The sequence below is a fragment of the Idiomarina sp. genome (assembly GCF_048265525.1).
Lineage (GTDB): Bacteria > Pseudomonadota > Gammaproteobacteria > Enterobacterales > Alteromonadaceae > Idiomarina.
The window spans coordinates 144,485-160,573 of the sequence record NZ_JBLXBI010000001.1 but is presented as its reverse complement, the minus strand read 5'-3'; the positions used below and the strand labels follow the sequence as shown (position 1 = coordinate 160,573).

Sequence of the window (16,089 nt, the reverse complement as noted above, 5' to 3'; positions counted from 1 at the left end):
CTGAGATTATTCTACCAAATCTGCGTCGCTGATTGTCACTTGCATCATATCAGATGCAAACCAAAATGCGATTTGTTGCTGCATTTCAGCCGTAACCGCCGCAGACGATTCTGAACTAACTAATGAAGCGTGCTCTGCATCACCGCCAAAACGAACGATGCCCGACACTGAATTGCCATCAGGTGTTGTTGTCTCAGAAATGCCCTCTAAACCTAGTAATCCGGCTAGAGGTTCGGTACCTGCCAAAGGTTTATTTTCAACTGCGTTTGGAATTACTGCATCACCTACAGCTTCAATCATAAGTACAGGTGTTTCCGATGCGACTACGCTACTTGCATAGTTAACAGGGTCTCCTGAATCGATAACGGTCTGAGCCGCAAAAGCGAACTGTTCAAGAGTTGCATTAATTTGCGCAACTTGCTGTTCTGACGCTTGTGCCATAAATCCTGCGTAGAATTCTTCAAGAGTCGCGCCGCCAGCGATAGCCTGGTCGGCCGCCGCTTTAAACTCTGGGTTAGACGAATAGAGTAAAGTTGCTTTAATAGTCGGCCCGAAGCTGTCAGAAGCCAATAGGAAACTCGCTATGCTACCACCTGGCATACCTAAACTTGAGGCTTGAACAGAAAACTGTCCATCAAGAGCCGCAAGCGGGCTGTCTTCACCGAAAGACGTATTAGCTAAGGCTGTGAAACCAGTTCCGGCAATTGCGCCTAAAGAATGTCCAACAAAATGCACATCCTGACCGTTTAGTTCTTCTGTAGCACCCGCATCCTGAAAGTAATTCAAACTTAGACGAAGCCCAATAAGGTCAGTAATAGACTGACGCAAGTTATCTCGTGTCGTTAATAAACTGCTTAAGTTCATATAAGCGGTAACGCCACTTTCACTGGATGCGTCGATATCATCAGTGCCGTCATTGTCGACATCAAATGCACGCCCGCCATGCAATGGATGGTCGATGGCAACAGTCGCAAATCCGGCTACTGCGAAAGTCCCCGCTATTGCTGCAGCATTTTCTTTCTCGCCCGTAATACCGTGTTGGAAGATAATAACAGGCCAACCATTGGCCGGAGCGGTTAAAGGATCAAGCCCCATTGTAGCTCGCACGCCATTTGCCGTTGCCAAATCAGGAATGGTAATAAACGCTTCTATAGTCTGATCGCCCTGATTTGCAGGAATAGGATTATATCGAGTTAAATTGCGTTCCTCATCAACACCTTCAATATCAAAGCAGTCGTTAGGCGGCAGCATCAATTTTGGATCATCAATCATTGCAGCACTGATTCCCTCAGCTGCAGCATCAATTTCACCAGCCTGCAAAGCATTTAGTATAGCAGCCGGACTATCACATTGAGCCGTCCACCGTCCTGTCAAAGGTGCATTTGGGTTCTCTGTAGTAGGTAACGGCGAGTAATAAGGTAAGTCTACCTGCCCTCCATAAACTTTTGCTGCACTTGCTACAGCCAGAACGTTCGGATCAGTAATTCCTTCGCCGGACAAAACCGTATTCAAAGTAATCCCCTGAGAAACGGCTTGAAGCACTGGTGGATTAGAGGCCGAAACCCGTTGTCCTAGTAAACTTTTAGTCGCGCCCAAAACATCACCCACAGACTGTGTAGTAAAGTTCGAGCTGTAAATCACGCCTTCAGGATCAACGCCATACTGCTCTAAAGAACCTTCATAACTGTTAACCAGGCGCTGCAGAGAGACTGCACTTGCATCACCTGAAACAGGCTTCTCATCGGCATTACGTTTCATTAAGGTATAGGTTTGTGATGGCTTAACATCGCGACCGAGGGAGTCTTGAATATTGTCGGTCAATACCACCAGGTAACCGGTTTTAGGTTTGAATGGACGCAGTGGTACAACGGCAACACTGCCCTCACCCGTTGCTTTAACGGTAAAGTCGGTATTGTGTTCAAGTTCACCTGTTACGGCACATACAGCCGCTGGATTTGCTGCGGCACATTGCTCAGAAACCTCACTGCCGCCCTGAATCGTTTCAAATACACGGATTGAGCCCTGGGCTTCCAGGCTAGCAGCTTCAATAGTGACTCGCTCACCGTTTTCATCAACTGGTAATGAGAAATCAAAAGTTAAAGTTGAGTGCGTACCCCAGCCATCAAGCCCATTGATAGCAACCTGAGGGTTTGCTATATCTGACGCATCTTCAACCGGCAAATTCAACGTGCCATCAGTTGAGCCACTTAATAAGATGTTAGTAGGTGCAGGTAAAGCACCATTGGACGGGTCAAAAACTACGCGAGACGCAGCAACACTGACTTCAGTTTCTGTAACAGGAGCTTCGTCGCCGCTACCACAGCCTACAAGGCTAAGTGCAGAACCAATTGCAAGCGGGAGTAATAATTTCTTCATGAGGTATCCTCAATTCTTTTTATGATTTGTTATTTTACGTCTTCTCTTAACGATTTTTATACACCTGTATCAAATAAGATGAAAGGCTTTTTACCGATTTTTCGTTCGTTTGCTGAGAAGTTACTCGAATATCGTTACAATAGCCCACTCACCCGACCACAGTCCAATGGTATTAAGAAACTGTTATGGAAATTAAAACCGTACATGATTATCAGGCTAGCCCTGAATTATTGAAAAATAAGGTTATTTTAGTTACTGGTGCAGGCGACGGAATTGGTCGTCAAGCCGCGCTGAGCTACGCTGAACATGGTGCCACAGTTATTTTACTGGGGCGTACTGTTAGCAAGTTGGAATCGGTTTACGATGAAATTATCGCTCAGGAAAGCCCTCAACCAGCAATTATTCCGCTCGATTTAAAAGGCGCAACAGAAAATCATTATCGTGATATGGCAGCCACCATTGCCGATCAGTTCGGTAAACTAGACGGCGTGCTGCATAACGCTGGGCTACTTGGCATTCTGTCCCCTTTTACTCACATTGAAAAAGACAGCTGGGACGACATTATGCAGGTTAACGTAACGGGTCAGTTTGCGATGACTCAGGCACTGATTCCGGTAATGGAAAAGTCTCCGAATGCTTCCTTAGTTTTCACATCTTCCGGCGTAGGAAGAAAAGGCCGGGCATTTTGGGGAGCTTATTCTGTCAGTAAATTTGCTACCGAAGGTATGGCTCAGGTTATCGCCGACGAGTATGAAGATACCAAATTACGCACCAACGTCATTAACCCCGGCGCAACCCGCACATCAATGCGTGCGAAAGCGTATCCGGCAGAAGACGCGAAGTCGCTTAAAGCACCAAAAGATCTGATGCCAACTTATTTATACCTGATGAGTGATGACAGCATTTCAGATAATGGTTTGTGTTTCGACGCCCAGTAAACCAGCAGCTTCGAACTGACGTATCGGTAAAAAGGAAACGTGTTACACTCAGTAACATGCATAATTAATTAGGTTACGTCTATGACATCGAAGCTACAGCAGCGAGCCGTTAATATACTCAGGCTCGCTTTGCCTTTCAGCGCAATGTTTAGTTTTTCAGCAGTTGCTGAGCCCCCGGAAATCGAAATTTTTGATAACGTCCGCCAGCAACAATGGGTGGGAGTAAGTCCGGTTAGTCGCGATACTATCTGGCTCTCGGGTGAGAAAGGAACTGTAGCCAGAACTACCGATTCAGGAAAAAGCTGGGAATATTTTCAGCCCGGACCTGGCGACCTCGATTTTCGCGATATTGAAGCTATTGATGACCGCCGAGCCTATGCGTTAAGCGTTGGTACCGGTGGTCAGTCACGTATTTACTACACTGAAAATGGTGGTAGCAGCTGGCGTCTGCGTTATCGCGGTGAGTCAGACAGCTTCTTCAACTGTATGGCACTCTCTCCTAGCGGTGAAGCCTGGGTGCATGGCGACAGTGTTGGAGATGAATGGCGGATGGTACGCAGTGCCGATGGCCGTAACTGGATGCAAGTTCGCAGCGCGGTTGCCGAGCCACCTCAGTCTAACGAAGGTGGTTTCGCCTCAAGTGGCAGCTGTGCCCGTTTCAATAACGACAACTGGATGATAGCAACAGGCAATGCTGACAAAGCCCGAGTATTAATTAAAGGCTCGTTTGGTATACGTTTTCGTGTGGTAGAAACACCAATGGAAGCAGGCCCTATGGCGGGCATTACCAGTGTGTGGCCTATTGACGACAAAACCTTTTATATTGCCGGTGGTGACTTAAATGATGCTTCTGGTGACGAAAATCGCTTGTGGCATTATCAAAACGACGAATTTAATGCTTTGCCCGGACCACCAATTAAAGGTGCTCTTTATAGCTTAAGCCTGGTCGACCACAATGGTTCCTGGCTACTGACTTCTAACCCTCAAGGCGCGGCAGCATTAAACCTACAGAGTAATGAGTGGTTTAAGCTCTCTGATGCCAATATTTGGAATATTCAGTGTCATGGGGATATCAGCTGCTGGCTGGTTGGTAAAGACGGTTATGTCGGTCGTTTGCAATGGCAGGCGCCGCAACAGCGCCCGAAACTCTAACGGTTAACGAATATTAAGCGGCTGGAGAACTCAATAAAGCCAGCCCGCCTAATAAGTGACGGCTATTAAACCCGTGTCGCTTAAGCACATTAGCTACAACCTGGCTTCTGTTGCCTGAGCGGCACAGACAAATAATATCGCGTTCACGCAAGTGTGAATTACTGTGTATAAATTGAATGACTTCGGTCAGTGGTACATTAACCACCGCTGCATTGCAGGGAATATCGGACAATACGTGCTCCTGCCGCTCCCGCACATCAACAATTAATAAATCATCGCGATGCCAGAATTCGTCAGTATCTCCAACCGGAATATTAACCCCATCATCCACACGACAGTCACCGTTTAATTCACAAGGCGTGTAAACAATATGGTGCTCTGAGTCTTGCCCCGGGCAAATAAGCGTACTCTCGCCTATAAAGCACTCATAAGCGCCAGGTGCTGCCTCAGACCCCGTAAATAAAAAGTCTGAACCCACCCGGCTTTTCAGTGCAGCTGATTCACTTAATACATAGACCGGATTACGACTACCGACTCGAAATAAGCGCCGTTCACCAATACTCACACAGCCAATGACGCTGCCTTCGCACTCAACCGGAACCGCGTCACAGGAATCAGCAGCAGACTGCGGCCAGCCAAACACATCATATTCACCTATAGACTGCGCAGGCATGAGTATTGGCAATAGTAACTCGATGGACTGGCTGGTCATTGAATCAGCCGACGTTGATACCACCGCTTTCACTTGATAGTGCTGGCAACTAACAATATTTTCAATTCTACCAGCTAAAGCCGGATGAGGATCGATAACGGCTATTTCTTTAGCTTGCTTATCTATCACCAGGTAACAGCAATGATCATCGTACTTCAGTTGCACAACACCATCTAACTGAGCGTCGTTATCGTTATTCGTATCCGCAACAATCAGGCAGGAACTTCTTAATGCGTCAGCGGCTTGCTTTATACGTAGACAAGCCTCAGTTATTTCCTCTTGTCGCGTTGCCGGACCAAAAGATAATCGAATAGCGGAACCGCTGCGCCACTCTTCCAGCCCCATGGCGTCTAAAACAAAGCTCTTTGTTACCTTAGAACTGCACGCAGAGCCTGAACTCACTCTTATCTGGCATGCGTCAAAAACATCCATAATATCGCGCGATGCAACCCCTTCTACGGAGAAGTTCAGCGTAGTAGGAACCGAGCGCTCAAAGTCATGGTTAAATACAATAGAGGGGAAGGCTGACCTCAGGGCTTCAACCAACTGAGATCGATAATCCTGTAATTTAGCCTCACTATGAAAGCGACGGTTACTGTCATCCAGCATCAATTCAAATAATGCATTTAATGCTGCTATTCCGGGTAAGTTTTCGGTTCCGGAACGCAAACCTGACTCCTGCCCCCCACCAATAATTAGAGGAGTATAAGGCGCAGAATCCCGAACCGCCATAAACCCAATGCCTTTGGGTCCATAAAGCTTATGACCACTGAACGGTGCGTAATCAATGGTTGTTTCATCTAAATTAAGAGCTTTTTTCCCTAATACCTGAACGCAATCGACCATCCAGGGTACATCCGGGCTATGCTGACGTATCGTTTCTTCCAGTTGTTTTAAGTTCTGAATAACACCGGTTTCATTGTTAACTGCCATAGTGCATATCATGGCAGCATCTTGTACATGCTCAGCAATAAACTGGCTATCCAAAAGGCCTTGTTTATCAACCGGAATGGCAACAAGCTCAGCTTTCAGCCCAAGTAACTGGTTCCAGTGGGCCAAGGCTTGGGGCACTGCTTTGTGTTCTGTCGCACCATACAGCAGGTATTTTTTTCGCTTATCGGGAGCAACCTGCATAGCTGCGTGAATTGCAGAAACAACAGCCGTCTGTATACCCTCTGTCGCACCACTGGTAAAAATAAGCCGCCCTGACGGCAAGCCGACAATTTTGCGAGCTAACTGGCGTGTGGTATCCAGAATATAGCGAGCTTTTAAGCCAGTAATATGGCTACTTGAAGGGTTACCAAAAACCGTTTCCATAGTGTGAGAAACAGCTTGGATAATTTCGGGAAGTACCGGAGTGGTAGCATTACAGTCCAGATAAAGTTCGTTTGCGTTTGTCTGAATATCTACTGGTTTCATGCCACCCTCCAAATTAACTAAAAGTTATATGTTTATAACCTTTATGACTAAAAGGGTCAATGAATCTGGTTTTCTTTCCAGGCTTGTTCCTTTTTCATCCTATCTTTTCGCTTATCGCATGGTTCATCACAGTCACAAGCTTTTTCCATACCCAAAGCGCCGATGCCACCGCAGCTACCGGAAATTGTCTTGCGCTGTACAATATAGCCAACGGCCATCGCCAGCACAACGATGATGAATAAGGCGAATACCATTATAAAGGTTTGCATTAGAACTCCTACTACTGCTCGGCCAACAACGGCTTAAATGCATCACTCATATACTCTTCAAAACCGTCTTCGGTTTTATAAATGAGCATAACTGCCATATTGTGTTTTTTTGCGAAGGACTTTGCTCTTTCCGTTCCCATAACAAATAAGGCAGTTGCATAAGCGTCGGCAGACATTGTGTCCTCGGCATAAACTGAAGTCGAAACTAAGTTATGCTGCACAGGAGCACCGGTTACCGGGTTAATAATATGGGAATATCGCTTACCATCTTCTTCATAGTAATTACGATAATCACCCGCTGTCGCCAAAGCGCCGTCTTTAAATTGGACAACACGTTGCACTGCACGTTCCGTTGAAACCGGTTTTTCTATAGCCAGCCGCCATAATGCTTCATCAGGCTTGCCGCCTTTTGCGATAACCTCACCGCCAATTTCCACCAGATACTGTTTTATGCGCAATTGATCCAGTAAATGACCAACTCTGTCGACACCGTAACCTTTGGCTATAGTGGACAGGTCGACATAAATATCCGGGTTATCTTTAATCAGTTGATGATTTTCGACACGTAATTTTTGATAACCCGTTTTTTCCCGAACCGCATTCAGCTCTTCTTCCGATGGCTCTTTTTCTGGTCTTGCCTGAGGACCAAAGCCCCAAAGGTTTACCAGGGGACCAACGGTTATATCCAGAGCACCTTCCGTTTCCTCAGCAATCTCAAGCCCGCGAGTGACTACCCGTTCAAGATCGCGGCTAATCACCATAGGTTCGGTACTTTTAAACTGATTAAACTGAGAAAGTTCAGACTCGGGATCATAAGTCGACATTTGTGCATTAACACGCTCGAGTACAATATCGACTTTCTTCTGAATCTCTTCTTTGCTGTGTCTGGGATCCTTCGAGTAGACAGTGACACTATAGGTGGTTCCCATAGTCTTACCGCTAAAGGATATTTTCTCAGGTGAGTCAGAACAAGAAACTAAAAAGGCCAGCCCCAGAAGGGCTAGCCAAATTTTAGCAATCGACAGTTTCGATAGCATCATGAATTAACCACCAAAGTCATCCAACATGATATTTTCGTCTTCAACGCCTAAGTCTTTCAACAAGTTGATAACTGCCGCGTTCATAACCGGTGGTCCACACATATAGTACTCACAATCTTCTGGTGCGTCGTGGTCTTTAAGATAACGCTCATAAAGAACGTTGTGAATAAAGCCAGTATCACCTTCCCAATTGTCTTCAGGCTGTGGATCAGACAATGCCACGTGCCAGTCGAAGTTCTCATTCTCTTCGGCCAGCATGTCGAAATCTTCAACATAGAACATTTCTTTTTTCGAGCGGGCACCGTACCAGAACGATACTTTACGATCCGTTTTTATACGACGCATCTGATCGAAAAGGTGGGATCTCATTGGCGCCATACCGGCACCACCACCAATGAATACCATCTCTGCTTCAGTATCTTTGGCAAAGAATTCACCAAATGGACCTGAAATTGTGACTTTATCGCCTGGCTTCAGACTGAAAATGTACGATGACATTTTGCCTGCAGGCAAGCTTAAGTCGTTAGGTGGAGGCGTTGCTATACGGACGTTCAGCATAATAATGCCTTTTTCTTCCGGATAGTTAGCCATTGAATAAGCACGCTCTACTTCTTCATCAACTTTAGATTCAACATCAAAGAAGCCGAAACGATCCCAGTCAGCATGGTACTCTTCCGCGATATCAAAATCTTTGTATTTAACGTGATGCGGCGGAGCTTCAATCTGAATGAAACCACCAGCACGGAAAGGCACTTCTTCACCTTCCGGCAATTGAACCACAAACTCTTTAATAAAGGTTGCTACGTTGTCGTTAGACTTAACAGTACAGTCCCACTTGCGAATACCAAAAACTTCTTCTGGTAATTCAATTTTCATGTCCTGTTTAACGTTAACCTGACACGAAAGACGGCAGCCTTCACGAGCTTCACGTTTCGTAATGTGGTCAAGTTCGGTGGGCAGAATATCACCACCACCTTCTTTGATAGTTACACGACACTGGCCACATGAACCACCGCCACCACAAGCTGACGAGACGAAAATACCAGCATTAGCCAGCGCACCCAGAAGTTTAGTACCTGGCTGGGTCACGATTTTTTTGTCTTCGTCGTCATTAATCAGGATTTCCACATCACCCTGAGGTACCAGCTTTGATTTTGCGAACATAATAATCGCAACCAAAACCAGTACGATGATGGTGAACATCCCTACACCGAGATATATCTCTTGCATCGATTCGTACCTTTTTTTACCGATTCAACACACTGGTTATAAGGATACGCCGGAGAACGACATAAAGCCCAAACCAATCAGACCCACTGAAATAAATGTGATACCTAAGCCACGCAGGCCATCAGGTACATCTGCATATTTCAATTTTTCGCGCACTGCGGCCAAAGCAACAATAGCTAAAGCCCAGCCAACACCACTACCGATTCCGAACACGACTGACTCACCGAAGTTATAGTCACGCTCGACCATGAAGGCTACGCCACCAAAAATAGCGCAGTTAACGGTAATTAGTGGCAGGAAAATACCCAGTGCGTTGTACAATGCAGGCACATATTTATCCAGCGTCATCTCCAGAATCTGTACCAGTGCCGCAATAACACCGATAAAGGTCAGGAATTTCAAGAAGCTTAAATCTGCATCCGGGAAGCCCGCCCATTCCAGAGCACCTGGTGCCAGAATGTTGTGGTAAATTAAGTTGTTAACCGGTACCGAAATACCCAATACAACGATAACCGCAACACCCAGACCAAATGCTGTTTTTACTTTCTTAGATACGGCCAAAAACGTACACATACCTAAGAAGAAGGACAATGCCAGGTTTTCAATGAAAACCGCGCGGATGAACAGGTTGATATATTGTTCCATGACCATTACTCCTTAGGTTCAACTTGTTCAGTGCGGAAGGTACGCAGTACCCAGATAAACCCGCCAATGATGAAGAAGGCGCTTGGTGGCATAAGCAACAAGCCAACCGGCTCGAACCAACCACCTTGTGATGCCAGAGGTAAAATCTGTACATCAAACAAGCTGCCAGAACCAAAGAGTTCACGAATGAAGCCAACAACCAACAGCACCACTGAGTAACCTAAACCGTTACCCAATCCGTCCAGGAAGGACATAAACGGAGTGCTCTTCATAGCGTAAGCTTCTGCGCGACCCATAACGATACAGTTAGTAATGATTAAGCCAACGAACACTGACAACTCTTTAGAAATTGAGTAAGCGTAAGCTTTTAGTATCTGGTCAACGACAATAACCAAGCTCGCAATAATTGTCATTTGGACAATAATACGTACGCTTGACGGAATATGATTCCGGATAATCGAAATAAATAAGTTAGAGCACGCGACAACCGCAGTTAGTGCAATACACATAACCAAGGTGTTGCTCATTTTCGACGTTACAGCCAATGCAGAACAGATACCAAGAATCTGCAGTGCGATGGGGTTGTTGGCGAATATCGGTCCGAATAATACGGACTTCATTTCTTTTACATTAGCCATTGTTCAACTCTCCCTCACGAAGTTTCTTGAGTAATGGACCGTAACCGTTTTCGCCCATCCAGAATTGAACTAGGTATTCAACACCATTACTGGTCAAAGTTGCACCAGAAAGCGCATCAACTTCGTGCTCGCCTTTGGCGCCGCCTTTTACCACTTCAAACTGGACGTTACCGTCCTCGCCGTAAACTTCTTTACCTTGCCAAGTTTTTACCCAGGCCGGATTGGTGATTTCACCACCCAGCCCCGGAGTTTCAGAGTGCTCGTAGAAGTTAACGCCTTTAACAGTGTCAAAGTCGCCTTCTAACGCCAGCAAGCCGTACATGGTTCCCCATAGCCCCTGACCACGAACATGAAGAACAAGACCTGTTGTCTCACCGCTCTCATCTTTAACAAGATAAATCTGTGTTAAATTTTCGCGGGTACCTAAACCAGCAGGATCGTTCTTTTTCTCAAGTTTTTTACTTGTTTCAGGGTCACCCGCTGCTTTGCGGTTGCTGAAAGATGTCGGGTCAATGTCATCCTTAACGGTTAAATCTTCAAGGCTGACAACCATAGTATCGATGCGTTGCTTGTAAGTTTCAACAACGTCGGTATCGGCTTCCAGAATGCCTGCCGCATCCAAAACGTTCTTCTGCATATCAAGTGCCGCATTCTTTTCCTGCATGGGTTTCAAACCAATAGCGGCACCAGAAACAACAATTGAGCAAACCAGGCAAAGCGCTAGCACGACACCAACGGTCTTGCCTAAACTTTCATTTTTCTTAGCCATTGCGCGCTAACCTCCGTTTGATATTTGCCTGTGCTACAAAGTGGTCAAATAACGGTGCAAATACGTTAGCAAATAAGATGGCCAACATAATGCCTTCCGGGAACGCCGGGTTAATGACACGAATCATCACCGTCATAAAACCAATTAACAAGCCGTACGCAAACTTCCCTTTATTGGTAAAGGACGCAGATACTGGGTCGGTTGCCATAAACATCATTGCAAAGGCAAAACCACCCAATACTAAGTGCCAGTACCAGGGCATAGCGAACATTGGGTTTGTCTCACTGCCAACGAGGTTCAGTAGTCCAGAGAACAGAACCATGCCAACAAAGACACCCAGAACAATACGCCAGGAGGCAATACGGAAATAAATTAACGCTAAACCGCCAATCAGAATAAGTAAGGTTGAGACTTCGCCTACTGAGCCCTGGATGTTACCAAGGAAAGCATCCCACCAAAGCTGGGTGTTACCGTAATCCATTTCTCCCAGAGCTGCTTTACCCAGGTTTGTCGCACCAGAAAAGCCATCGACGGCCGTCCAGATGGAGTCACCTGACATACTGGCAGGATAAGCGAAGTATAAGAATGCGCGGCCGGTTAGTGCCGGGTTAAGGAAGTTACGGCCAGTACCACCAAAAATTTCCTTACCAATAACGACACCGAAGGTGATACCTAAAGCAACCTGCCATAGTGGCGTTGTTGCCGGTAAAATCAGGGAGAATAAAACCGAGGTAACAAAGAAACCTTCGTTAACTTCGTGCTTACGAATAGACGCAAACAGGACTTCCCAGAAACCACCAACAAAGAAGGTAACCGCGTAAATAGGCAGGTAGAAACACGCGCCATACCACATTTTCGCGCCCCAGCCGGCATTAGCGCCTAACTCGCCGCCAAACAAGTGGAATAACCCAACCTGCCAGACGTCAGAAAGCGCATAGCCGTCAGCCAAAGCCAAAGCAGCCTGGTTACCAACGTTATACATACCCCAGAACATTGCCGGGAAAGTCATCATCCACACCAGAATCATGATGCGCTTAAGGTCGATACGGTCACGAACGTGAGTAGCCGACTTAGTCACAGTACCTGGTGTGTACAAAATAGTGGCTACGGCTTCGTAAAGCGCGTACCACTTCTCGTATTTACCGCCTTCTTCAAATTGCGGTTCAATACGCTCGAGAGTGTCTTTCAAGCTCATGGTTAGCCTTCTTTCTCAATCTTAGTGAGACAGTCACGCAGCACCGGGCCATATTCGTACTTCCCGGGGCAAACATAAGTGCACAATGCGAGGTCTTCTTCGTCCAGTTCCAGACAACCCAACTGCTGACCTTCATCAGTATCCCCTGACAACAAGTCACGTAACAGTAATGTTGGCAGAATGTCCAAAGGCATTACGCGTTCGTAGTTGCCAATTGGAACCATTGAACGTGAAGAACCATTCAGTGACGTTGTCATGCTGAATAACTTCTTCGGATTAAAGTGTCCGGCATAAGCGCGTGTAACTGAGTGCAAATCCGAGCCAGGGCGTATCCAGCCCAGGAACTCTTTATAATTGCCTTCCGGAATAACGCTAACCTGATTGTGGAAACGACCTAACCAGGCGTGGTCGTTATCCGCAGTGTGACCATGCAGGACTGACCCTGAGATAATACGTTGGTTATCACCGTTTAGCTCACCATCCGTTAACTCGTGCAAATTTGCACCTATGCGTGTGCGCAGCAAACGTGGCTCTTTAACGGCTTCGCCAGCAACAGCAACAACGCGGTCAGTAAAGATTTCACCTGTAGTGAATAACTTACCGTAAGCGATAACGTCCTGATATCCGATGTGCCATACCGGGCGTTTGATGCTCGCAGGCTGAAGGAAGTGTATATGAGTACCAACCAAACCTGATGGATGAGGGCCGGAAAACGACTCCAGCGTGATATCTGCGTCGCCAGTATCCACTTCAGCGTCACCCGCTTTACAAACAAACAACTTGCCTTCGGTCAGGTTAGAAAGAACCTTCAGACCATCAATGAAAGCTTGTTTCTGTTCATTTATAAATAAAGTTGGATCGCCAGCTAACGGGTTAGAATCCATCGCGTTGACAAAAATCGCGCTGGCTTCAGCATCTAATGCCGGAGTTTTGCTGTAAGGACGGGTACGAAGCGCAGTCCATTGACCAGACTCAACCAAAATGTCCTGAACTTTTTCACGACCTAATGAATTGAGTTTGTCGCTGTCAAATTTGTCGAAAGTAACTTGCTCGTCACCTTTCAACTCAATAACAACCGCCTGCAACACTCGGCGCTCACCACGCAGGATGTCTTTTACTACACCAGCACCAGGGGCTGTGTACTTGACACCAGGGTTTTTCTTATCCTCGAAAATCAGCTGACCTTTTTTAACCTGGTCACCTTCTTTCACGTGCATGGTTGGGCGCATACCCACGTATTCTTCACCTAGGGTAGCGACCGTCGTCACAGCCTTACCGTCGGATAGCTCTTGCTGGGGCGCCCCTTTAATAGGGATGTCCAGCCCTTTCTTGATCGTAATCATATGCGTTTGCACTACTCGTTAAGGGAAGATTCATCACAACCAGCCACCAGGGCTGGAAACCTGAATAATCAAATAGTTACCGACACAAACAACCGCCTTCAGGGGGCTTGTCATCGGCAACCTGAAACATTTTCCACACTTATCGTTGGGATTTTAGCATTTTTCCCACAACGCTTACCAGTTTACTTTTGGATCAATATCCGCGTCATAATCGACATTATCGAAGCCAAAACCGAATAAGTGCAGGAACTCCTGATGATATCCTTCGTAATCGGCAAGCTGATGGAAGTTGTCCTGAGTTACTTGCTCCCAGAGTGCTTCTATTTTCGCTTGAGTCTTATCATTGGTTTCGTAACCGTCCATGTGAAGCCGACCTGCGTCGTCCAGTTCAGGGTTACTGCTATATAGACCTTCAGTAAACAGGCGATAAATTTGCTCAATACAACCTTCGTGCGTGCCTTCTTCTTTCATCACTTTATAAATTAATGAAATATACAGCGGCATAACAGGAATAGCTGAGCTTGCCTGTGTAACCAACGCCTTTAATGAAGAAACGTAAGCTTTCAAATTAAGATCATCGCATTCGGCAACAAGTTCTGATGCCGCTCGATCCAGATCTTCTTTTGCGCGACCAATGGTTGCATGACCATAAATTGGCAATGTCAGTTTTTTACCTATGTAGGTATAAGCTGTGGTTTGACAGTTTTCGGCCAGCACGCCGGCATTGTGCAGAGCTTTTACCCAGCGCTCCCAATCTTCACCGCCCATGACTTTTACCGTATTGGCAATATCTTCATCGGTAGCCGGATCAAGCGTCACTTCGTGTACCTGATCTTTGTCCGTATTGTAGGTTTTGGTTGTGTATTGTTTGCCTATTGGCTTTAACACTGAGCTGTAGACTTCGCCGCTATCGGGGTCTTTACGTTTAGGTGATGCCAGACTGTAAACAACGAGGTCAATTTCCCCCATGTTTTGCTTAATGTAGTCAATACTTTCCTGCTTAATTTCATCAGAAAATGCATCGCCATTAATTGAATGGAAAGCTAAACCGGCTGTGTCCGCTTCTTGATGAAAAGCGGCAGTATTATACCAACCAGCTGTCGCTGTTTTCTTTTCTGTAGGCTCTTTTTCAAAACACACGCCAAGAGTATGGGCTTCACTGCCAAAGGCAGCAGTAATTCTTGAAGCAAGTCCGTAACCTGTGGAACAACCTATGACGAGAACATTCTTAGGGCCATTGGTAATGGCAGGCTTATTACGGACAAATTCGATTTGACGTTTGACGTTTTCGGCGCAACCCACCGGGTGAGAATTGGTGCAGATAAAACCGCGAATTTTTGGCTTAATGATCATATTGATGTATCCCTGTTGTTCGTTGTTCGCATTATTTCGGCTATTGTAACCAATCAAACGACAGGAACACATCAGACATGCAGAATTTTTCTTAATTTGCCGCTATTTTCGACCCACCCAGGCAGTTTGGTGACCGTCTGGACTCTCCTAGTTGCTCCCACTCACCTTGGGTATAGGTGTGTAGCGCCAATGCATGGATATGATTCATTAGTTCATCCGCTAAAATTTTATTAACCGCACGGTGTCGGTTAATGAGCCGTTCACCGCTGAACTTCGGGGTAACTAAGACCACTTTAAAGTGAGATTCAGCATTAGCGCCCCCCGAATGCATATGACTTTCGTCCGCTACTTCCAAATGCACGGGAGTAAACGCTTCCCGCAACTTATTTTCAATATTTAGCCCGATAGACATAACTGCTCCCCTCTGCGTTCGCCTCTAATCTTCAGTTTAGATTACTTATACTGAATCGCAGAAAATTTTTACAAAAACCTGCTAACTCTACGAATTTTCAACAAATAAAGTTTGTTCAATATTCGGAGTCATCAACTGCCGCATGACAAACTTCCTCAGTCGAGGATAAGCTAACCACGGCAGGAAAGACCGCATCCACAACTTCGCCTTTTGAGGCAGTTGCCGGTTTAACCACGTGATAGCGTTGTGCGCTGACATTCCCTTCTGCCTGCCACAATAAAACATCAGTTTTATCAAGAAGCTTGGACAAGGCATCTAAGCCCTCGCTTCTGTATGGGGGAAACGCGGTACTTTCTCCCGATAAGCGCCAACCTCTGAGCTCTGCCTCCGATGCCAGCAAAGCCTCATTAGTGCGGTTACGACAAAAGCTGAGCTCAATCGTTGCCCGGCTCAATTGCCAGTTATCATTAGGCAGTAACTGTTCGTCCAGAGCTTTAACTTCAGCACTGCGCAAATCCATTGTACCTTCCTGACCACAGCCACTAAGAACTGCGAGAAATAGCCCTGCCACCAAAAAATTTTTAAAAGTCATAAGGAA

Annotated in this window: 15 protein-coding genes; 2 read left to right on the top strand and 13 right to left on the bottom strand. The window is 46.2% G+C overall.

Features of this window, described 5'->3' with window-relative positions; all coding sequences use genetic code 11:
* Positions 1–6 precede the first annotated feature (6 nt).
* Positions 7–2,376, bottom strand: coding sequence for a VolA/Pla-1 family phospholipase (locus tag ACN0TF_RS00750; protein WP_417440365.1), 2,370 nt, complete (start codon positions 2,374–2,376; stop codon positions 7–9).
* 185 nt (positions 2,377–2,561) lie between these two features.
* Between ACN0TF_RS00750 and ACN0TF_RS00745 the strand changes: the two genes are divergently transcribed.
* Both ACN0TF_RS00745 and ACN0TF_RS00740 read left to right on the top strand, forming a co-directional pair.
* Complete coding sequence (locus ACN0TF_RS00745; protein WP_417440364.1) at positions 2,562–3,314, top strand: YciK family oxidoreductase; 753 nt, start codon at positions 2,562–2,564, stop codon at positions 3,312–3,314.
* Positions 3,315–3,395: 81 nt separating this feature from the next.
* Entirely contained in the window at positions 3,396–4,466 is a 1,071-nt protein-coding gene (locus ACN0TF_RS00740) for a WD40/YVTN/BNR-like repeat-containing protein (RefSeq protein ID WP_417440363.1), read from the top strand.
* 13 nt (positions 4,467–4,479) lie between these two features.
* On the opposite strand, the gene ACN0TF_RS00735 is transcribed toward ACN0TF_RS00740, so the two are convergent.
* From ACN0TF_RS00735 to ACN0TF_RS00680, 12 genes are all read right to left on the bottom strand, one after another.
* Entirely contained in the window at positions 4,480–6,597 is a 2,118-nt protein-coding gene (locus ACN0TF_RS00735; protein ID WP_417440362.1) for an aminotransferase class V-fold PLP-dependent enzyme, read from the bottom strand.
* Positions 6,598–6,653: 56 nt separating this feature from the next.
* Positions 6,654–6,866, bottom strand: coding sequence for a (Na+)-NQR maturation NqrM (nqrM, locus tag ACN0TF_RS00730; RefSeq protein WP_034819948.1), 213 nt, complete (start codon positions 6,864–6,866; stop codon positions 6,654–6,656).
* Between the two features lie 11 nt (positions 6,867–6,877).
* Entirely contained in the window at positions 6,878–7,906 is a 1,029-nt protein-coding gene (locus ACN0TF_RS00725) for an FAD:protein FMN transferase (RefSeq protein WP_417440361.1), read from the bottom strand.
* Positions 7,907–7,909: 3 nt separating this feature from the next.
* Positions 7,910–9,136, bottom strand: coding sequence for an NADH:ubiquinone reductase (Na(+)-transporting) subunit F (gene nqrF, locus ACN0TF_RS00720; RefSeq protein ID WP_417440360.1), 1,227 nt, complete (start codon positions 9,134–9,136; stop codon positions 7,910–7,912).
* Between the two features lie 36 nt (positions 9,137–9,172).
* Positions 9,173–9,781, bottom strand: coding sequence for an NADH:ubiquinone reductase (Na(+)-transporting) subunit E (gene nqrE / locus ACN0TF_RS00715; RefSeq protein WP_126782735.1), 609 nt, complete (start codon positions 9,779–9,781; stop codon positions 9,173–9,175).
* A gap of 5 nt (positions 9,782–9,786) precedes the next feature.
* Positions 9,787–10,419 (bottom strand): NADH:ubiquinone reductase (Na(+)-transporting) subunit D, encoded by a 633-nt coding sequence (locus ACN0TF_RS00710; protein ID WP_011234298.1) that lies wholly within the window; start codon positions 10,417–10,419, stop codon positions 9,787–9,789.
* Entirely contained in the window at positions 10,412–11,188 is a 777-nt protein-coding gene (locus tag ACN0TF_RS00705; RefSeq protein ID WP_417440359.1) for a Na(+)-translocating NADH-quinone reductase subunit C, read from the bottom strand. Before ACN0TF_RS00705 ends, ACN0TF_RS00710 begins: the two co-directional genes overlap by 8 nt.
* Positions 11,181–12,383 (bottom strand): NADH:ubiquinone reductase (Na(+)-transporting) subunit B, encoded by a 1,203-nt coding sequence (locus ACN0TF_RS00700; RefSeq protein WP_417440358.1) that lies wholly within the window; start codon positions 12,381–12,383, stop codon positions 11,181–11,183. Before ACN0TF_RS00700 ends, ACN0TF_RS00705 begins: the two co-directional genes overlap by 8 nt.
* Positions 12,384–12,385: 2 nt before the next feature.
* Positions 12,386–13,726 (bottom strand): Na(+)-translocating NADH-quinone reductase subunit A, encoded by a 1,341-nt coding sequence (locus ACN0TF_RS00695; protein WP_417440357.1) that lies wholly within the window; start codon positions 13,724–13,726, stop codon positions 12,386–12,388.
* Positions 13,727–13,900: 174 nt separating this feature from the next.
* Positions 13,901–15,079, bottom strand: a complete 1,179-nt coding sequence (fabV, locus tag ACN0TF_RS00690) for an enoyl-ACP reductase FabV (protein WP_417440356.1) — start codon at positions 15,077–15,079, stop codon at positions 13,901–13,903.
* 91 nt (positions 15,080–15,170) lie between these two features.
* On the bottom strand, positions 15,171–15,491 hold the full coding sequence (locus tag ACN0TF_RS00685; protein WP_034819916.1) for a BolA family protein: 321 nt from the start codon (positions 15,489–15,491) through the stop codon (positions 15,171–15,173).
* Positions 15,492–15,606: 115 nt separating this feature from the next.
* On the bottom strand, positions 15,607–16,083 hold the full coding sequence (locus ACN0TF_RS00680; RefSeq protein WP_417440355.1) for a hypothetical protein: 477 nt from the start codon (positions 16,081–16,083) through the stop codon (positions 15,607–15,609).
* Positions 16,084–16,089 lie beyond the last annotated feature (6 nt).